Annotated in this window: 15 protein-coding genes; 9 read left to right on the top strand and 6 right to left on the bottom strand. The window is 62.8% G+C overall.

Annotated elements, in window-relative coordinates; translation table 11 throughout:
- Nucleotides 1-213: 213 nt before the first annotated feature.
- Nucleotides 214-5,079, top strand: coding sequence for an NAD-glutamate dehydrogenase (locus LOY45_RS18490; protein ID WP_134061861.1), 4,866 nt, complete (start codon nucleotides 214-216; stop codon nucleotides 5,077-5,079).
- Between the two features lie 158 nt (nucleotides 5,080-5,237).
- Here LOY45_RS18490 and ppsR read toward each other — a convergent pair whose 3' ends face one another.
- Nucleotides 5,238-6,056: a posphoenolpyruvate synthetase regulatory kinase/phosphorylase PpsR gene (ppsR, locus tag LOY45_RS18485; RefSeq protein WP_115086020.1), complete on the bottom strand. Its 819-nt coding sequence runs from the start codon at nucleotides 6,054-6,056 to the stop codon at nucleotides 5,238-5,240.
- A gap of 176 nt (nucleotides 6,057-6,232) precedes the next feature.
- Here ppsR and ppsA point away from each other — a divergent pair, with 176 nt between their 5' ends.
- From ppsA to LOY45_RS18445, 8 genes are all read left to right on the top strand, one after another.
- On the top strand, nucleotides 6,233-8,608 hold the full coding sequence (ppsA, locus tag LOY45_RS18480; protein ID WP_115086021.1) for a phosphoenolpyruvate synthase: 2,376 nt from the start codon (nucleotides 6,233-6,235) through the stop codon (nucleotides 8,606-8,608).
- Between the two features lie 107 nt (nucleotides 8,609-8,715).
- Nucleotides 8,716-9,705, top strand: a complete 990-nt coding sequence (locus tag LOY45_RS18475; protein ID WP_115086022.1) for an alpha/beta fold hydrolase — start codon at nucleotides 8,716-8,718, stop codon at nucleotides 9,703-9,705.
- Nucleotides 9,706-9,902: 197 nt separating this feature from the next.
- Nucleotides 9,903-10,391: a ribonuclease E activity regulator RraA gene (gene rraA, locus LOY45_RS18470; protein WP_115086023.1), complete on the top strand. Its 489-nt coding sequence runs from the start codon at nucleotides 9,903-9,905 to the stop codon at nucleotides 10,389-10,391.
- A gap of 28 nt (nucleotides 10,392-10,419) precedes the next feature.
- Nucleotides 10,420-11,415: a zinc transporter ZntB gene (locus LOY45_RS18465; RefSeq protein ID WP_115086024.1), complete on the top strand. Its 996-nt coding sequence runs from the start codon at nucleotides 10,420-10,422 to the stop codon at nucleotides 11,413-11,415.
- Between the two features lie 99 nt (nucleotides 11,416-11,514).
- Entirely contained in the window at nucleotides 11,515-11,763 is a 249-nt protein-coding gene (locus tag LOY45_RS18460; RefSeq protein ID WP_115086025.1) for a CrfX protein, read from the top strand.
- 2 nt (nucleotides 11,764-11,765) lie between these two features.
- Complete coding sequence (locus LOY45_RS18455; protein WP_038994250.1) at nucleotides 11,766-12,590, top strand: mechanosensitive ion channel family protein; 825 nt, start codon at nucleotides 11,766-11,768, stop codon at nucleotides 12,588-12,590.
- Between the two features lie 114 nt (nucleotides 12,591-12,704).
- Nucleotides 12,705-13,271, top strand: a complete 567-nt coding sequence (gene sigX, locus LOY45_RS18450; protein WP_010223317.1) for an RNA polymerase sigma factor SigX — start codon at nucleotides 12,705-12,707, stop codon at nucleotides 13,269-13,271.
- 110 nt (nucleotides 13,272-13,381) lie between these two features.
- The gene (locus LOY45_RS18445) at nucleotides 13,382-14,419 is read left to right on the top strand and encodes an OmpA family protein (RefSeq protein WP_134061865.1); all 1,038 of its coding nucleotides are present in this window, start codon (nucleotides 13,382-13,384) and stop codon (nucleotides 14,417-14,419) included.
- A gap of 57 nt (nucleotides 14,420-14,476) precedes the next feature.
- On the opposite strand, the gene cobA is transcribed toward LOY45_RS18445, so the two are convergent.
- From cobA to LOY45_RS18420, 5 genes are all read right to left on the bottom strand, one after another.
- A complete protein-coding gene (cobA, locus tag LOY45_RS18440) occupies nucleotides 14,477-15,214 on the bottom strand; it encodes a uroporphyrinogen-III C-methyltransferase (protein ID WP_115086027.1) in 738 nt (245 codons plus the stop codon).
- A gap of 29 nt (nucleotides 15,215-15,243) precedes the next feature.
- Nucleotides 15,244-16,914: a bifunctional protein-serine/threonine kinase/phosphatase gene (locus tag LOY45_RS18435; RefSeq protein WP_258578144.1), complete on the bottom strand. Its 1,671-nt coding sequence runs from the start codon at nucleotides 16,912-16,914 to the stop codon at nucleotides 15,244-15,246.
- A 10-nt stretch (nucleotides 16,915-16,924) separates the two neighbouring features.
- Complete coding sequence (locus LOY45_RS18430; RefSeq protein ID WP_115086029.1) at nucleotides 16,925-18,136, bottom strand: nitrate/nitrite transporter; 1,212 nt, start codon at nucleotides 18,134-18,136, stop codon at nucleotides 16,925-16,927.
- 150 nt (nucleotides 18,137-18,286) lie between these two features.
- Nucleotides 18,287-18,862 carry an ANTAR domain-containing response regulator gene (locus LOY45_RS18425; RefSeq protein ID WP_115086030.1) on the bottom strand — a complete coding sequence of 192 codons (576 nt, stop codon included), beginning with the start codon at nucleotides 18,860-18,862 and terminating at the stop codon, nucleotides 18,287-18,289.
- Nucleotides 18,863-18,875: 13 nt separating this feature from the next.
- A complete protein-coding gene (locus LOY45_RS18420; protein WP_134061869.1) occupies nucleotides 18,876-20,081 on the bottom strand; it encodes a CmpA/NrtA family ABC transporter substrate-binding protein in 1,206 nt (401 codons plus the stop codon).
- Nucleotides 20,082-20,087: the final 6 nt, after the last annotated feature.

Below are 20,087 nucleotides of genomic sequence, written 5' to 3'. Positions count from 1 at the left end.
TGTCGATGGACACCCGTAAAGACACAGCCCGTTCGGCAGTCGTTTTTGCAGATGCCCATCCGTGGAGCGGGAAGATGTGACTTACAGGTCACCTCGAGCGCCTGTTTCTATGGTTTTACCGTCCTCCTGCTACGGGTTGGCTATCGTTGATCCGTACACGGCGGACGCGCGCGACGCTTCACTCAATAATAAAGCCCAAGCGGAGTACCACAGATGGCGTTTTTCACCGCAGCCAGCAAAGCCGACTTCCAGCATCAACTGCAAGCGGCCCTGGCGCAGCACATCAGCGAACAGGCACTGCCACAAGTGGCGCTGTTCGCCGAACAGTTCTTCGGCATCATCTCTCTGGACGAACTCACCCAGCGCCGTATGTCGGACCTGGCCGGTTGCACCCTCTCTGCCTGGCGCATCATCGAACGTTTCGATCACACCCAGCCCCAGGTTCGCGTCTACAACCCCGATTACGAGCGTCATGGCTGGCAGTCGACCCACACCGCGGTCGAAGTCCTGCACCATGACCTGCCATTTCTGGTCGACTCGGTGCGCACCGAGCTCAACCGCCGCGGCTACAGCATCCATACCCTGCAGACCACCGTACTGAGCGTGCGTCGCGGGGCGAAAGGCGAGCTGCTGGAAATCCTGCCCAAGGGCACCCAGGGCGAGGGCGTGCTGCAAGAATCGCTGATGTACCTGGAGATCGACCGCTGCGCCAACACCGCCGAGCTCAACGTGCTGACCCGTGAGCTTGAGCAGGTGCTGGCTGAAGTGCGCGTTGCCGTCGCCGACTTCGAACCGATGAAGGTCAAGCTGCGCGAGGTCGTGGCGCTGGTCGAGCAGACCGCCTACGCCCCGGCGCAAAACGAAAAAGCCGAGGTCAAGGCATTCCTCGAGTGGCTGCTGGGCAACCACTTCACCTTCCTCGGCTACGAAGAATTCGTTGTCCATGGCGACGCCCAGGGCGGCCAGTTGCAATACGACGAGCAGTCGTTCCTCGGCCTGACCCGTATGCTGCGAGCCGGTCTCACCGCCGAAGACCTGCGCATCGAAGACTACGCCGTCAATTACCTCAACGAGCCGCTGCTGCTGTCCTTCGCCAAGGCCGCGCACCCAAGCCGCGTGCACCGTCCGGCCTACCCGGACTACGTGTCGATCCGCCAGCTGGATGCCGACGGCAAGGTCATCAAGGAATGCCGCTTCATGGGCCTGTACACCTCCTCGGTGTATGGCGAGAGCGTGCGCGCGATTCCGTACATCCGTGGCAAGGTCGCCGAAGTCGAGCGCCGCTCGCACTTCGACCCCAAAGCCCACCTGGGCAAGGAACTGGCCCAGGTCCTGGAAGTGCTGCCGCGTGACGACCTGTTCCAGACGCCGGTCGACGAGCTGTTCAGCACCGTCATGTCGATCGTGCAGATCCAGGAGCGCAACAAGATTCGCGTGTTCCTGCGCAAGGACCCGTACGGCCGTTTCTGCTACTGCCTGGCCTACGTGCCGCGCGATATCTACTCCACCGAGGTACGGCAGAAGATCCAGCAGGTGCTGATGGAGCGCCTGAAGGCCAGCGACTGCGAGTTCTGGACTTTCTTCTCCGAGTCGGTGCTGGCCCGCGTGCAACTGATCCTGCGCGTCGATCCGAAAAACCGCATCGACATCGACCCGCAGCAGCTGGAAAACGAAGTGATCCAGGCCTGCCGTTCGTGGCAGGACGACTACGCCAGCCTGACCGTCGAAAGCTTCGGCGAAGCCCAGGGCACCAACGTCCTGGCCGACTTCCCGAAAGGCTTCCCGGCCGGTTACCGCGAGCGTTTCGCCGCCCATTCGGCGGTGGTCGACATGCAGCACCTGATGACCCTGTCCGAGCGCAAGCCGCTGGTGATGAGCTTCTACCAGCCGCTGACCCAGGCCGGTAAACAGCAGTTGCACTGCAAGCTGTACCACGCCGATACGCCGCTGGCGCTGTCGGACGTGCTGCCGATCCTGGAAAACCTCGGCCTGCGCGTGCTCGGCGAGTTCCCGTACCGCCTGCGCCATGCCAACGGCCGCGAGTACTGGATTCATGACTTTGCCTTCACCGCCGCCGAAGGCCTGAACCTCGACATCCAGCAGCTCAATGACACCCTGCAGGATGCCTTCGTGCACATCGTCAATGGCGATGCCGAGAACGACGCCTTCAACCGCCTGGTGCTGACCGCCGGCCTGCCGTGGCGCGACGTGGCGCTGCTGCGTGCCTACGCCCGCTACCTCAAGCAGATCCGCCTGGGCTTCGACCTCGGTTACATCGCCAGCACCCTGAACAACCACACCGACATCGCCCGCGAGCTGACCCGGTTGTTCAAAACCCGCTTCTACCTGGCGCGCAAGCTCACCAGCGACGACCTCGACGACAAGCAACAGCGTCTGGAACAGGCCATCCTGACCGCTCTGGACGACGTCCAGGTGCTCAACGAAGACCGCATCCTGCGTCGCTACCTGGACCTGATCAAGGCCACCCTGCGCACCAACTTCTACCAGACCGACGCCCTGGGCCATAACAAGTCGTACTTCAGCTTCAAGTTCAACCCCAAGCTGATCCCCGAGCTGCCCAAGCCGGTGCCGAAGTTCGAAATCTTCGTCTACTCGCCACGGGTCGAGGGCGTGCACCTGCGCTTTGGCAACGTCGCCCGCGGCGGCCTGCGCTGGTCGGACCGCGAGGAAGACTTCCGTACTGAAGTGCTGGGCCTGGTAAAAGCCCAGCAGGTGAAGAACTCGGTGATCGTGCCGGTTGGCGCCAAGGGCGGTTTCCTGCCTCGCCGCCTGCCGCTGGGTGGTAGCCGTGACGATATCCAGGCCGAAGGCATCGCCTGCTACCGGATCTTCATTTCCGGCCTGCTGGACATCACCGACAACCTCAAGGATGGCGCCCTGGTGCCGCCGGCCAACGTCGTGCGTCATGACGACGATGACCCATACCTGGTGGTGGCTGCCGACAAAGGCACCGCGACCTTCTCCGACATCGCCAACGGCATTGCCATCGACTACGGCTTCTGGCTCGGCGATGCGTTCGCTTCCGGTGGTTCGGCCGGTTACGACCACAAGAAAATGGGCATTACCGCCCGTGGCGCCTGGGTCGGCGTGCAGCGTCACTTCCGTGAGCGCGGCATCAACGTCCAGGAAGACCCGATCACCGTGGTCGGCGTCGGCGACATGGCCGGTGACGTGTTCGGCAACGGCCTGCTGATGTCCGACAAGCTGCAACTGGTGGCGGCGTTCAACCACCTGCACATCTTCATCGACCCGAACCCGGAGCCTGCCAGCAGCTTCGCCGAGCGCCAGCGCCTGTTCGATCTGCCGCGTTCGGCCTGGAGCGACTACGACACCAGCATCATGTCCGAAGGCGGCGGGATCTTCCCGCGCAGCGCGAAAAGCATTGCGATCACCCCGCAGATGAAAGAGCGCTTCGCCATCGAAGCCGACAAGCTGACCCCGACCGAGCTGCTCAACGCACTGCTCAAGGCGCCGGTCGACCTGCTGTGGAACGGCGGTATCGGCACCTACGTCAAGTCCAGTGAAGAAAGCCACGCCGACGTCGGCGACAAGGCCAACGACGCCCTGCGCGTCGACGGCAACGAGCTGCGTTGCAAGGTGGTGGGCGAGGGCGGCAACCTCGGCATGACCCAGCTGGGCCGGGTCGAGTTCGGCTTGAACGGCGGCGCCACCAACACCGACTTCATCGACAACGCCGGTGGCGTGGACTGCTCCGACCACGAGGTCAACATCAAGATCCTGCTCAACGAAGTGGTGCAGGCTGGCGACATGACCGAGAAGCAGCGCAACCAGCTGCTGGGCAGCATGACCGACGAAGTGGCCGGCCTGGTGCTGGGCAACAACTACAAGCAGACCCAGGCATTGTCCCTGGCTGCGCGTCGGGCCAAGGAACGCATCGCCGAGTACAAGCGGTTGATGGCCGACCTCGAAGGCCGTGGCAAGCTGGACCGCGCCATCGAGTTCCTGCCGACCGAAGAGCAACTGGCCGAGCGCCTGGCCGCTGGCCAGGGCCTGACCCGTGCCGAGCTGTCGGTGCTGATTTCCTACAGCAAGATCGACCTCAAGGAGCAGCTGCTCAAGTCGCTGGTGCCGGACGACGACTACCTGACCCGCGACATGGAAACCGCGTTCCCGCCGTCGCTGGTGAGCAAGTTCGCCGAGGCCATGCGTCGTCATCGCCTGAAACGCGAGATCGTCAGCACCCAGATTGCCAACGATCTGGTCAACAACATGGGCATCACCTTCGTTCAGCGCCTGAAAGAGTCCACCGGCATGAGCCCGGCGAACGTCGCCGGCGCCTACGTGATCGTGCGCGATATCTTCCACCTGCCGCACTGGTTCCGTCAGATCGAGGCGCTGGACTATCAGGTCCCGGCTGAAATCCAGCTGACCCTGATGGACGAGCTGATGCGCCTGGGCCGCCGTGCGACCCGCTGGTTCCTGCGCAGCCGTCGCAACGAGCAGGATGCTGGCCGCGACGTGGCGCACTTCGGTCCGAAGATCGCCGCGCTGGGGCTGAAGCTCGATGAACTGCTGGAAGGGCCGACCCGCGAGCGCTGGATGAGCCGTTACCAGGGCTTCGTCGAAGCTGGTGTGCCGGAGCTGCTGGCGCGCATGGTGGCCGGTACCACGCACCTGTACACCCTGTTGCCGATCATCGAAGCCTCCGACGTCACCGGCCAGGACCCGGCCGAAGTGGCCAAGGCCTTCTTCGCCGTTGGCAGCGCCCTGGACCTGACCTGGTACCTGCAGGAAATCAGCAACCTGCCGGTGGAAAACAACTGGCAGGCCCTGGCCCGCGAAGCCTTCCGCGATGACATCGACCTGCAGCAGCGGGCGATCACCATCTCGGTGCTGCAGATGGACGATGCACCGGAGGACATGGACGCCCGGGTGGCCCTGTGGCTGGATCAGCACCGGGTCATGGTCGTGCGCTGGCGCGCCATGCTCGACGAGCTGCGTGCCGCCATCGGTACCGACTACGCCATGTACGCGGTGGCCAACCGCGAGCTGGTGGACCTGGCCCTGAGTGGCCAGGCGATGGTGGTGCCGTCTTAAGCGGCTAGCTTTAAGCTACAAGCTGCAAGTGGAATGCGTTGTTTCCGCTTGCAGCTTTCAGCTTGCTACTCGTGCAAGCTAGCAACTTTCTCACCAACAGCGCCGCCTGCTTTTTCTTGTCGCTTGCAGCTTGCAGCTTGCAGCTTGAGGCGCCCAGCCTACTTGAATCGGCGCTCTACGCCTTTCTCGACCAGAATCTTCGCCGCAATCTCTTCCACGGAGAAATGCGTGGAGTTGATGTGCGCAATGTTCTCGCGGCGGAACAGGTTCTCCACTTCACGCACCTCGAACTCGCACTGGGCAAAGCTTGCGTAGCGGCTGTTGGGCTTGCGCTCGTGGCGGATGGCGGTCAGGCGGTCGGGGTCGATGGTCAGGCCGAACAGCTTGTGCTGGTGGTTTTTCAGGGCCTGGGGCAGTTGCAGGCGCTCCATGTCGTCTTCGGTCAACGGGTAGTTGGCCGCACGGATACCGAATTGCATGGCCATGTACAGGCAGGTCGGAGTCTTGCCGCAGCGCGACACGCCGACCAGGATAAGATCGGCCTTGTCGTAGTAGTGGGTGCGCGCGCCGTCGTCGTTGTCGAGGGCGAAGTTGACCGCCTCGATGCGTTCCATATAGTTGGAGTTGCCGCCGATCGAGTGGGATTTGCCCACCGAATACGAGGAATGGGCGGTCAGTTCCTGCTCCAGCGGGGCCAGGAAGGTCGAGAAGATGTCGATCATGAAACCGTTGGAGGTGGCCAGCACCTCGCGGATATCCTGGTTGACGATGGTGTCGAAGATGATCGGACGGACACCGTCCTTTTCAGCGGCGCTATTGATTTGTTGTACCATCGTCCGCGCTTTTTCTACGCTGTCGATGTACGGACGCGTGAATTTATTGAACGGAATGGTATCGAACTGCGCTAGAAGACTTTGTCCCAGCGTCTCGGCGGTAATGCCGGTGCCATCGGAGATAAAGAAAGCAGATCGTTTCATTTGCGCCTTGGGCCTTAAGCTGGTGACGAATCTTGGATATGATAGGTTCGGTTTACCGAACACTGCGTTCGGCATTCTCACTTATTTTCCAGGTCCAGGCCACAAGCGCCCGGCCAAGCCAGAGCTGGCAGGCGGGCGACCTGAGCTTTTCCAACACAGTTAGTGGAGAGATCACCTTGGTAGAGTACGTAGTTTCCCTCGATAAGCTCGGCGTCCATGATGTAGAGCATGTGGGGGGCAAGAACGCATCCCTCGGCGAGATGATCAGTAACCTCGCGGGCGCCGGTGTCTCGGTCCCCGGCGGCTTTGCCACTACGGCTCAGGCGTATCGTGACTTTCTCGAGCAGAGCGGCCTGAACACCCAGATCCACGCCGCCCTCGACGCGCTGGACGTTGACGACGTCAACGCCCTGGCCAAGACCGGTGCGCAGATCCGCCAGTGGATCATGGAAGCCGAGTTTCCCGAGCGCCTGAACGCCGAAATCCGCACCGCCTTCGCCGCAATGTCCCAGGGCAACCCGAACATGGCCGTGGCCGTGCGCTCCTCGGCCACCGCCGAAGACCTGCCGGATGCCTCGTTTGCCGGCCAGCAGGAAACCTTCCTGAACATCCGCGGCGTCGACAATGTCATCCGCGCCGCCAAGGAAGTGTTCGCCTCGCTGTTCAACGACCGCGCCATTTCCTACCGCGTGCACCAGGGCTTCGACCACAAGCTGGTGGCCCTGTCGGCCGGCGTGCAGCGCATGGTCCGCTCTGAAACCGGCACCGCCGGCGTGATGTTCACCCTCGACACCGAGTCGGGCTTCCGTGACGTGGTGTTTATCACCGGCGCCTACGGCCTGGGTGAAACCGTCGTTCAGGGTGCGGTCAACCCCGACGAATTCTACGTGCACAAAGGCACCCTGGAAGCCGGCCGCCCGGCGATCCTGCGTCGCAACCTGGGCAGCAAGGCGATCAAGATGGTCTACGGCGAAGAAGCCAAGGCCGGTCGCTCGGTCAAGACCGTCGATGTCGACAAGGCCGACCGCACCCGTTTCTGCCTGACCGACGCCGAAGTCAGCGAGCTGGCCAAGCAGGCGATGATCATCGAGAAGCACTACAAGTGCCCGATGGACATCGAATGGGCCAAGGACGGTGACGACGGCAAGCTGTACATCGTTCAGGCCCGCCCTGAAACCGTGAAGAGCCGCGCCCAGGCCAACGTCATGGAGCGTTACCTGCTCAAGGAAACCGGCACCGTGCTGGTCGAAGGCCGTGCCATTGGCCAGCGCATCGGCGCCGGCAAGGTGCGGATCATCAAGGACGTCTCGGAGATGGACAAGGTCCAGCCCGGCGACGTACTGGTTTCGGACATGACCGACCCGGACTGGGAACCGGTGATGAAGCGTGCCAGTGCCATCGTTACCAACCGTGGCGGGCGTACCTGCCACGCGGCGATCATCGCCCGTGAGCTGGGGATCCCGGCGGTGGTCGGTTGCGGCAACGCCACCCAGCTGCTCAAGGATGGCCAGGGCGTGACCGTGTCCTGCGCCGAAGGCGATACCGGCTTCATCTTCGAAGGTGAGCTGGGCTTCGACGTGCGCAAGAACTCCGTCGACGCCATGCCGGAGCTGCCGTTCAAGATCATGATGAACGTTGGCAACCCGGATCGCGCCTTTGATTTTGCCCAGCTGCCCAACGCCGGTGTCGGCCTGGCGCGCCTGGAATTCATCATCAACCGCATGATCGGCGTGCACCCCAAGGCGCTGCTCAATTACGCCGGCCTGCCTGCCGAGCTCAAAGAGAGCGTCGACAAGCGCATTGCCGGCTACAACGACCCGGTCGGCTTCTACGTCGAGAAACTGGTCGAAGGCATCAGCACCCTGGCCGCGGCGTTCTGGCCGAAAAAGGTCATCGTGCGCCTGTCGGACTTCAAGTCCAACGAGTACGCCAACCTGATCGGCGGCAAGCTCTACGAGCCGGAAGAAGAAAACCCGATGCTGGGCTTCCGCGGTGCTTCGCGCTACATCAGCGAAACCTTCCGTGACTGCTTCGAGCTCGAGTGCCGCGCCCTCAAGCGCGTGCGCAACGAGATGGGCCTGACCAACGTCGAGATCATGGTGCCGTTCGTGCGCACCCTGGGCGAAGCCAGCCAGGTCGTCGACCTGCTCGCTGAAAACGGCCTGGCCCGTGGCGACAACGGCCTGCGCGTGATCATGATGTGCGAGCTGCCGTCCAACGCCATCCTCGCCGAAGAGTTCCTCGAGTTCTTCGACGGCTTCTCCATCGGTTCCAACGACCTGACCCAGCTGACCCTGGGCCTGGACCGCGACTCGGGGATCATTGCGCACCTGTTCGACGAGCGTAACCCTGCTGTCAAGAAGCTGCTGGCCAACGCCATCCAGGCCTGCAACAAGGCGGGCAAGTACATCGGAATCTGCGGCCAGGGCCCATCCGACCACCCGGACCTGGCCAAGTGGCTGATGGAACAGGGCATCGAAAGCGTCTCGCTGAACCCGGACTCGGTACTCGAGACCTGGTTCTTCCTGGCTGAAGGCCAGGCCGCGAACTGATGCGCTGAACCGGAACCTTCACCCGGCCCTGGCGCCAGTGAAGGTTCCGACCGTATTCCAGGGCGTGTTCCAGTGATGGACCTCGCCCTTTTTTGTGCAAGAACCCTATGCAAAGCAGCAGTACCCTTTTTCCCGTGGCCTTGCTCAGTGCCGAGCGCCGTGGCGACCTGAGCGAGGACGTGTACCGGATCAAAGCCGGTAACAGCCCGGATCGCAGCGTGGAGCTGGCGCTCACCCGCCTGGGCATGGCCGATCAAACCGAGGTGCGTGGCACCCCGGTCATCCTGCTGCACGGCAGCTTTTCCAACCGGCGCTTCTGGTATTCGCCCCGGGGCATTGGCCTGGGCGCCTATCTGGCACGCGCCGGTTTCGATGTGTGGATCCCGGAGATGCGCGGCCACGGCCTGTCGCCGCGCAATCATGGCTACCGGCACAACCGCGTGGCCGACTACGCCCGTTACGACCTGCCGGTGATTGCCGCATTCGTCTGCGAGCAGGCCGGCCAGCCGGCGCACTGGGTCGGCCACTCGCTGGGCGGTACTACCCTGGCGGCAGCCCTGGGCGGCCAGTACCTGGGGGCCGAACAGGTGGCCAGCGTGGCGTTTTTCGGCACCCAGGTCAGCCGTACTTACTGGCCGCTGAAGTTGCCGCCGGTGGAGTGGGGCGGGCGCCTGCTGCTCAAGCGCTTTGCGCAAATCTCCGGTTCGCGGCTCAAGCGCGGGCCGGAAGACGAGCCGATTGGCCTGGCGCTGGAAAGCATGCGCTGGTTCGGCCTGTTTGGCCGCTTTGGCGACAAGGACCGCGACTGGTGGGCGGGCCTGGCCGAGGTCAATGTGCCGGTGCTGGCCGTGGCCGGCGCGGGTGATCATCAGGACCCGGTATGGGCCTGTCGCAAGCTGTTCGAACAACTGGGCAGCGAGCACAAGCAGTTTGTCCGCCTGGGCCGCGAGGCAGGGTTCGACAACTTCGGGCACGTCGACATGCTGGTCAGCAAGCCGGCGCAGGCACAGGTCTGGCCACTGGTTGAGCGCTGGTTGCAGAATCCGCTGGCGCCTTTGCTGCCCGAGGCGGCGCAGGCCGTTTCGCCGGCGAGCTGATGCCGCTAAGATATGACGACTGTGAAGGGTTTGGTCATTTTTTGGTTTTTTCAGTGTGCATCTGTTCGCTGAATGCGCTGCCAAGGTGACCGCACCGGCAGCGACGTGTAGCCTTGGGGCTAAAGCCGCATCGCTGGGCCTCGTTCACTGAGTGAAACTGCGACATTCATCGTCTCGATAATCGACAGGAGTTTCCCATGCATTACATCACCCCCGATCTGTGCGACGCCTACCCGGAACTGGTGCAGGTGCTGGAGCCGATGTTCAGCAACTTCGGTGGCCGCGACTCCTTCGGGGGTGAGATCGTTACCATCAAGTGCTTCGAAGACAACTCGCGGGTCAAAGAGCAAGTCGAGCTCGATGGCAAGGGCAAGGTCTTGGTGGTCGACGGCGGCGGTTCGCTGCGTCATGCCTTGCTCGGCGACATGCTGGCCGAGAAGGCGGCGAAGAATCACTGGGAAGGCCTGGTGATCTACGGTTGCGTGCGTGATGTCGATGTCCTGGCGCAGACCGACGTTGGCGTGCAGGCCCTGGCCAGCCACCCGCTGAAGTCCGTCCGCCGTGGCATCGGCGAGGTCAACGTGGCGGTGACCTTTGCCGGTGTGACCTTTCGTCCAGGCGAATACATCTACGCCGACAACAACGGCGTGATCGTCTCGCCAAGCCCGTTGAAAATGCCTGAGTAAAGCTCTGAAACCGGTCGGTGGGGTAGGGATGTTCGAGGAAGAAAACGCGCAATGGGGGCTGGTGCATGCCCTGGTGCTGGATGGAAAAGGCGGTGCCCGTGCAATCGCCCGAACTGAACTGGACGCCCTTGCCCTGCAGCCCCAGGAAAGCCTGTGGCTGCACTGGGACCGCAGTCACCCGCAGACCCGCACCTGGCTGCGTCACGACAGCGGCCTGAACGAGTTCGCCTGCGACCTGCTGCTGGAGGAAAACACCCGTCCGCGCCTGCTGCCACTGCCGGAGGCGCAGATGCTGCTGTTTTTGCGCGGGGTCAACCTCAACCCCGGTGCCGAGCCTGAAGACATGGTTTCGGTGCGGATCTTCGCCGAGGCCCAGCGGGTGATCTCGCTGCGCCTGCGGCCGTTGCGCGCCAGTGATGAACTGCTGCAGCAACTGGCCGAAGGCCGCGGGCCGAAAACCGCTTCCGAGCTGCTGCTGAGCATGGCGCAACTGTTGACCGAAAAGGTCCAGGCGCTGATCAGCGACCTGTCGGAAGTGGTCGATGCCGAGGAAGAGAAGCTTGAAGCCGACAAACGCTATGCCCCGGACCAGGGCAGCCTGCAGCAGATCCGCCGACGGGCGGCCGGATTGCGGCGATTTCTCAATCCGCAGCGGGAAATCTACGCGCAACTGGCGCGCAACAAGTGGAGCTGGTTCGCCGCAGACGACGCCGACTACTGGAACGAACTCAACAACAGCCTGACCCGCTACCTGGAAGAGCTCGAGCTGACCCGCGAACGCGCCGCTCTGGTGCTCGAAAGCGAAGACCGGCGCCGCAGCGAGCGGATGAACCGGACCATGTACCGTTTCGGCATCATCACTTGCATATTCCTGCCCATGAGCTTCGTGACCGGGCTGTTGGGCATCAACGTCGGCGGCATTCCAGGCTCCGACAGCCCGTACGGCTTTCTCTTCGCCAGCCTGCTGGTGCTGACCCTGGCGTTGGGGCAATGGTGGCTGTTTCGCCGCCTGCGCTGGGTGTGAAGATGAAATTTGTGAACATGCAGTCACAAACTGCCTGGCCGGTTCATGTGACCCGTTGTGTGGCGACCTCGTCTTTGACAGATATTGCGCGAGGTGCCCATGCACGATCCGTTTGAAGAATCCCTGCGAGACCTGCTCAAGGCATCGCCGTCCGGCCAGGACCGCGACGACGATGCCTGCCTGGGCCGGGTCCTGAAAACCGCCAACCGCCAGGTTGGCGCGGGCGATCTGTTCAGCCTGCTGGGCCGCTGGAGCCAGGCGCTGATGATTGCCGTGAACAATGGCTCGGCGCATGTTGCGCCGGTGCGCCGTAACGCTACCGTTCGTAAAGCTGATAAGGCCGATTGAATATGGAACTTGATCTCTGGACCCAGAGCCTGGTCACCGCGATGACAGCGTTGTGGACCAAAGTGGCGAACTTTATCCCCAACCTGTTCGGCGCTCTGGTTGTGGTGCTGCTGGGTTTCGTCGTGGCCAAGCTGCTCGACACCCTGCTGTCGAAACTGCTGGCCAAGCTCGGCCTGGATCGCCTGATGGGCGGCACCGGCCTGACCAAGATGCTCAGCCGGGTCGGCATCCAGGTGCCGATCTCGACCCTGATCGGCAAGATCGTCTACTGGTTCGTGCTGCTGATTTTCCTTGTTTCCGCCGCTGAGTCCCTGGGGCTTGAGCGCGTCTCGGCCACACTCGACATGCTTGCCCTGTACCTGCCGAAAGTGTTCGGCGCGGCGCTGGTGCTGCTGGCGGGCGTATTGCTGGCGCAACTGGTCAACGGCCTGGTGCGCGGCGCCGCCGAAGGCATCGGCCTGGAATACGCCGCTGGCGTAGGGCGGATCGCCCAGGGCCTGGTCATTATTATCAGTATCTCGGTGGCAATCAGCCAGCTCGAGGTCAAGACCGACTTGCTCAATCACGTGATCGTCATCGGTTTGATTACCGTTGGTCTGGCCGTGGCGCTGGCCATGGGCCTGGGCAGCCGGGAAATTGCCGGGCAGATTCTCGCCGGAATTTACGTGCGTGAGCTTTATCAAGTGGGCCAACAAGTGCGGATTGGAGAGGTCGAAGGGCAGATCGAGGAGATCGGCACGGTCAAGACGACCCTGCTGACCGACGACGGCGAGCTGGTGTCGTTGTCCAACCGGATTTTGCTCGAGCAGCGAGTCAATAGCCGCTAACCGGGCAAATCCTGCTAATGTATGCCGCCGCAAAAATACCCCAGGCAGGGGTATGCGGCGACATTGACCTGACTGTCGGCCAGATCCGTTTTGAATAAAGTTCACTCGCTGCCCATGCGTTACGACCCCCGCGAGCTCACCGATGAGGAGTTGGTGGCGCGTTCGCATGAGGAGCTGTTTCATGTTACTCGCGCGTATGAGGAGCTCATGCGCCGCTACCAACGAACTCTTTTTAACGTCTGTGCGCGTTATTTAGGGAACGATCGGGACGCTGACGATGTCTGTCAGGAGGTGATGCTCAAGGTGCTCTATGGGCTGAAGAACTTCGAGGGCAAATCGAAGTTCAAGACATGGCTCTACAGCATCACCTACAACGAATGCATCACCCAGTACCGCAAGGAGCGGCGCAAACGTCGACTGATGGATGCCTTGAGTCTTGATCCACTCGAGGAGGCCTCGGAAGAGAAGGCGCCAAAACCGGAAGAGAAAGGCGGGCTGGACAAATGGCTAGTGCATGTCAATCCGATTGACCGCGAGATTCTGGTGCTTCGATTTGTCGCAGAACTGGAATTTCAGGAAATCGCCGATATCATGCATATGGGCCTGAGCGCAACGAAAATGCGGTACAAGCGTGCGCTTGACAAGCTACGTGAGAAATTTGCGGGCCTCACTGAAACTTAGTGGCGCGCAAATATCTCTAACGTACCGGCAAGTTCTGCTAGACTTGCCGTCGAGTTGTCCCCCGGATGTTGGTGGGACTGCTTAACTATCACCAGATGGGGATTTAACGGATGAAATTGAAAAACACCTTGGGCTTGGCCATTGGTTCTCTTGTAGCCGCAACTTCCTTCGGCGCTCTGGCACAAGGCCAAGGCGCAGTCGAAATTGAAGGCAACGTTACCAAGCAGTACTACGACAGCGAGCGCAATTTCAAGAACACTGGCACCAATCCTGGTGTTCGCCTCGGTTACTTCCTGACCGACGACCTGTCCCTGGACCTGGGCTACAACGAGACTCACAACGCTCGTGGCGAAGTCTTCAACAAAGACATCAAAGGTTCCAAGGCCAAGCTGGACGCTACCTACCACTTCGGTACCGTCGGCGACGCTCTGCGTCCTTACGTTTCGGCTGGTTTCGCTCACGAGAGCCTGGGCCAAGCTACCCGTAGCGGCCGTGACCACTCCACCTTCGCCAACGTTGGCGCTGGCGCCAAGTGGTACATCACCGACATGTTCTTCGCCCGTGCCGGCGTTGAAGCCATGTACAACATCGACAACGGCAACACCGAGTGGGGTCCGACCGTTGGTCTGGGTCTGAACTTCGGTGGTAGCGGTGGCAAGGTTGAAGCCGCTCCTGCTCCAGTTGCTGAAGTCTGCTCCGACAGCGACAACGATGGCGTCTGCGACAACGTCGACAAGTGCCCTGACACCCCTGCCAACGTTACCGTTGACGCTGACGGCTGCCCAGCTGTTGCTGAAGTCGTACGTGTTGAGCTGGACGTCAAGTTCGACTTCGACAAGTCGGTCGTCAAGCAAAACAGCTACGGCGACATCAAGAACCTGGCTGACTTCATGAAGCAGTACCCACAGACCACCACCACTGTTGAAGGTCACACTGACTCCGTCGGTCCTGACGCTTACAACCAGAAGCTGTCCGAGCGTCGTGCAAACGCCGTTAAACAGGTTCTGACCAACGAGTACGGTGTTGAGTCGACTCGCGTTGAGTCGGTTGGCTACGGTGAAACCCGTCCGGTTGCTGACAACGCCACCGACGCTGGTCGCGCTGTTAACCGTCGTGTAGAAGCACAAGTAGAAGCCCAAGCCAAGTAATTGGTCTAAGCCCTACTGAAAAGCCCGGCCTAGGCCGGGCTTTTCTTTGCCTGCGATTCAGGCTGTCAGTTGCATCAGCGCCGCACTGTCCGCTGCCGCCACCTCACCGATCACCAGGATCGCCGGGCTGCTCAGCTTGAAGCGGGCGGCATCCAGGCACAGCTGCGCCAGGCTGCTGCGTTGCTCGCGCTGTTGGGGGAGCGAGGCGTTCTCGATCATGGCCACCGGCGTCTGCGCCGCCAGGCCACCTGCCAGCAATCCCTGCTGCACCTCTTCCAGTTTGCTCACGCCCATGTACACCACCAGGGTGGTACCGCCCTGGGCCAGCGCCTGCCAGTTCAACGGACTGTCATCCTGGGTGTGGGCGGTGACCAGGGTCACGCCACGGCTGACGCCGCGCAAGGTCAGCGAGATGCCGCATTGGGTCGCGCCGGCCAGGCCGGCGGTAATGCCGTTGACCAGCTCGGTTTCGATGCCATGGGCCTGCAGCCAGGCTGCCTCTTCGCCGCCGCGGCCAAAGATGCACGGATCACCGCCTTTGAGGCGGGCCACGCAGCGGCCCTGGCGGGCGTAACGCAGCATCAGGCGCTGAATGAAGGCTTGCGGCGTGGAGCGGCAACCACCGCGTTTACCCACGGCAATTACTCGCGCCTGCGGGCAGTGTTCAAGGATCTGCGGGTTGACCAGGTCATCGATCAGCACGACTTCGGCTTCGGCCAGGGCGCGGACCGCCTTGAGGGTCAAAAGCTCCGGATCACCGGGGCCGGCACCAATCAGCCAGACTTTCGCATGCATAGAATTTTCCTCATCGGCAAAGGGTGCCGTCAGCCTTTTAGCAGGCTGATCAGCAGGATCAGGTTGAGTAACAAGGACAGCAGCGCCAGGCCGCGCCAGACCTTCAGCGGTTCGCGTTCAAGCAGTGGCCGCGGGCGTACACTCAATGGCTGGCGTTCGCCTTGTTCAAGCAGCAACAGCCATTGCTCGGCGGTTTCAAAGCGTTGCTGTGGATCGGCCACCAGCGCCTGGGCGAGGTTGTGTTCGAGCCATTCCGGCAGGTCTGGGCGATAACGTGCGGCGCTGCCCGCCTGGGTGAAGCGCGGGCGCTGGAAAGCCTCGATTTCGCCATAGGGGTAGTGGCCGGTGAGCAGGTAGAACAGCGTCACGCCAACGCTGTACAGGTCTTGCTGCGCGCTGGGCGGCGTGCCTTCGAAGGCTTCGGGGGCAATGAACGATGGCGTGCCTGGCAGCTCATGGGCGCGGTCTTCGGAGAGCCCCGGGCAGAAGGCCAGGCCGAAATCCAGCAGGCGCAGTTGACCGTCATCGCCCAGGTGCAGGTTCTCCGGCTTGATGTCCCGATGGAGGATATTGCGCCGGTGCAGCAGGCCCACCGCCTGCAGCAGTTGCTGGGCCAGTGACTGCCATTGGGCCAGCGGCAAAGGGCCGTTGCGGGCGAAAAGCTGCGCCAGGGTCTGGCCCGGGTATTCACGCATCAGGTAGTACAGGTGCTGACGCTGGCTGGCCGGGTGCACTTCGGGGAAATAGCGTCCGGCCACCCTGCGCATGAACCATTCTTCGAGCAGCAGGGCTTGCTGCGCACCGGGTTCGTCCTTGCGCTCGGCAGGCAGGGTTTTCAGCAGCCATGCCTGTTGCTGATGGTCCAGTACGCGGTACAGCAAGGATTGGCGGCTGTGGCCCAACTGTTGTTCGACCCGCCAGCCGTCAATCAACTGCCCGCTGCGCAGGGCGACCGGCAACGGCCACTGTTGCAGTTGCGCCAGGGAATCGCCAAGGTTGCTGGCACCCAGTTGCTCGACCCGTACCAGTAGCGCGCTGGCGTTGTCCTGGCTGCCGCTGTGGTGGGCTGAGCTCACCAGGGTCTGGGCGGCATCCTGCAGGTCGATCTGTTCACGCAGCACAGCCCTGATCTGCGCTTCGCTGAGGCTGGCCCAGACGCCATCGCTGAGCAGTACGAAGCATTCGCCGCTCTGCAGGTCGCCTTCCAGATAGTCGACCTGCAGGTGCTGGTCCAGGCCCAGGGCGCGCTTGAGCACGTGCTGCATGCCCGGTTGGTCCCAGACGTGATCTTCGCTGATGCGTTGCAGTTGCCCTGCCGCCCAGCGGTAGATCCGGCAGTCGCCGACATGCGCCAGGGTGAAGCGTCGCCCGCGCAACACCAGGGCGCTGAGGGTGGTCAGCAACGGCTGGCCGCCGCCGTTAGCGCGCAACCAGCGGTTTTGCGCCAGCAGCAGGCGGTCCAGGGCCTGGGCCACGCCCCAGGTGGGCGGCGTGGCGTAGTAGTCCAGGGCCAGCGCCTGCAGGCTCGCCCGCGCCGCCAGGCCACCGTCGGCGCACTGGCTGACACCATCGGCGAGAGCGAACAGGTAGCCTTTGCTGGCGGCCAGTTCCGGGTTGGGGGTCACTAGGCGCAGGGCGTCCTGGTTTTCCTCCCGGGGGCCGCTGGCGCTGGCCTGGGCAAAGCTCAGTTGCAGGTTCATGGGGTAATCCTCAGACCCGCGCCGCGGTCACCGCCGCCGAACCCCAGGTGGTGCGCCAGCGCTGCTTGACGCCGTGCAGACCGAACCAGGCAAGGATGCCGAGGCTGGCGAATAGCCATAGGCCCAACTGATAGTCGCCGGTGTGTTGCTTGATCGTCCCCAGGCCCGCGGCGAGCAGGAAGCCGCCGATGCCGCCGGCCATGCCGATCAGTCCGGTCATCACGCCGATTTCCTGGCGAAAGCGCTGCGGCACCAGCTGGAACACCGCGCCGTTGCCGGCACCCAGGCCGAGCATGGCGCTGACGAACAGGGCCAGGGCAGCCACCGCGCTGGGCAGGTTGAAGCCGACGGCGGCAATGCAGATGGCGGCGACGCTGTACATCGCCAGCAAGGTGCGGATACCGCCGAAGCGATCAGCCAGGGCGCCACCCAACGGGCGCATCAGGCTACCGGCGAATACGCAGGCGGCGGTGTAGTAGCCGGCGGTCACCGGGCTCAGGCCGTACTGGTCGTTGAAGTAGCCGGGCAGGGCACTGGCCAGGCCAATGAAGCCGCCGAAGGTGACGCTGTAGAAGAACATGAACCACCAGCTGTCACGGTCGCCCAGGGCCTTGAGGTAATCGGCCAGGGCTTTGGGCTTGGGCCGTTCGGGGGCATTGCGCGCCAGCAGGCTGAACAGCACCAGGGTCAGCAGCAGCGGGATCACGGCGAAGCCGAACACGTTGTTCCAGCCAAAGCCTGCGGCCAGGGCCGGAGCCAGCAGGGCGGCGAACACGGTACCGGAGTTGCCGGCGCCGGCGATGCCCATGGCCTTGCCCTGGTGCTGCGCCGGGTACCACTGCGAGGCCAGCGGCAGCGAAACGGCAAACGAGGCCCCGGCAACGCCGAGGAATACCCCGAGCAACAAGGCCTGTTCGTAGCTGTGGATACCCAGGCGCCAGGCACAGAACAGCGCGACGATGACAATCACCTGGCCGATCAGCCCGGCAGTCTTGGGTGACAGCCGGTCCACCAGCAGGCCCATGACAAAGCGCAGGATCGCCCCGGCAAGGATCGGCGTAGCCACCATCAGCCCCCGCTGCTGGGTGGTCAGTTGCAGGTCGGCGGCGATCTGCACCGCCAGCGGGCCAAGCAGGTACCAGACCATGAAGCTCAGGTCGAAATACAGAAAGGCGGCGAACAGGGTGGGGACATGCCCGGACTTCCAGAAACTCGTATTCATCGAACACCTCGTTGAACAGGGACGGAAACGAAAAAGACGTCGCCACCCGACCCGCTTGCGCGAGTGGGGGTGCGACGTCTTTGTCGTGAAGGGGGCAACCGCCGTTGGCTACCTGTCCTCTGGTGATAGCAAGAGCCGGGCCACAATCTCTCAGCCGAGCAAATCGCTCATGGCAATGATCTGCTCGGCCACCTGGATCAGCTTTTGTTGCTTGCTCATGGCCTGGCGGCGCATCAGGGTGTAGGCCTGTTCTTCGTTGCAGTCCTTCATTTTCATCAACAGGCCCTTGGCCAGTTCGATCCGCTTGCGCTCCACCAGTTGCTGGTCGCGGGCCTGCAGCTGGGCCTTGAGCGCCTGGTCGCTTTCAAAGCGGGCCATGGCCACGTCAAGGATCGGCTGCAGCCGCGTGGCCTGGATGCCTTCGACGATGTAGGCGCTGACCCCGGCCTGGATGGCCTGGCGCATCACGCCGGGGTCGTGCTCGTCAGTGAACATGACGATCGGCCGCGGCCGGTCGCGGCTGACCAGTACCACCTGCTCCATGACATCACGGCCCGGTGACTCGGTATCGATCAGCACCACGTCCGGATGCACCGTTTCGACGCGCGCCGGCAGGTCGATGGTCAGGCCCGACTCTTCGATCACCTCGAAGCCGGCCTGGACCAGGGCGGCCTTGAGGCGACCGACTTTTTTCGCGGTGTCGTCGATCAACAGGATTCGCAGCATGCTTGCGTCTCCTTCAGGGGCGGGTGAGTGCAGCAGGCATTTCGGCCAGCGCATGCAAAGAGAAACTGCGGGCATATGCGCCAGGATCGCTGCCGTCCCAGTGGCGGCCATCGATCAGTTGGCTGCTGCGCATTTGCGTATCGGCACAGGGCACGCCAATCGCTGTGGCCGCATCGCGGTACAACGCGCGTTGCTGAACCGCACGGGCGACGCCGAGGTAGTCGGGGTCGTCGCGCAGCAGGCCCCAGCGCCGGAACTGGGTCATGAACCACATGCCGTCGGACAGGTAGGGCAGGTTGGCCCGCCCGTCATCGTGCACGTGCAAGGCGTGCGGATCCTGCCATTGGTTACCCAGCCCGTCCTGATAATGGCCCAGCAGGCGTGGCTCGATGTGGGTCAACGGGGCGTCGAGATAGGCCTTGCCGCTGAGCAGTTGCGCGGTGTTGCGGCGATTCTCGCAGCTCTGTTCGATAAAGCGACTGGCGGCCAATACCGCCATGACCAAGGCCCTGGCAGTGTTCGGGTGCTGCTCGACGAAGGCCCGGGTGCAGCCCAGCACCTTTTCCGGATGGTCGGGCCAGATCGATTGGCTGGTGGCCAGGGTAAAGCCCTGCGCCTGTTCGACGGCGCCCGCCGACCAGGGTTCACCGACGCAGAAACCATCGATGCGTCCGGCCTGCAGGTGAGCCAGCATCTGCGCGGGTGGCACCACGACGCTGTGGACGTCGTGTAGTGGATGGATACCGTGGCTGGCCAGCCAGTAATACAGCCACATGGCATGAGTGCCAGTGGGAAAGGTCTGGGCAAAGGTGAGTTTTGTCCCGCTTTGGTGCACGAAGCGCCGCAGTGCTTCACCACTGGTCACGCCATGGCGCAGCAGGGCCGGCGACAGGTTGATGGCCTGACCGTTCTGGTTCAGGCCCATCAGCACGGCCATGTCGGTGGCGCCGCTGGCGTCGATGCCCAGTTGTAGGGCGTAGATCAGGCCGTACAGGCTGTGGGCGGCGTCCAGTTGGCCGTTGAGCAGTTTGTCGCGCAGGCTGGCCCAGGAGCTCTGGCGCCTGAGGTTCAGGCTCAGGCCGTAGGTTTGGGCGAAGCCCTGGGTAGCGGCGACCACCAGCGGGGCGCAATCGGTAAGCGCCATGAAGCCCAGCTCCAGTAGCGGTTTCTCCGGTGCGTCACTGCCATGGACCCAGGCCAGCGGATTGGCGCTCGGCATCTGTGA

The sequence above is a fragment of the Pseudomonas wadenswilerensis genome (assembly GCF_024749185.1).
Lineage (GTDB): Bacteria > Pseudomonadota > Gammaproteobacteria > Pseudomonadales > Pseudomonadaceae > Aquipseudomonas > Aquipseudomonas wadenswilerensis.
The sequence above is the reverse complement of the archived record's forward strand: the minus strand, read 5'-3'. Positions and strand labels throughout refer to the sequence as shown.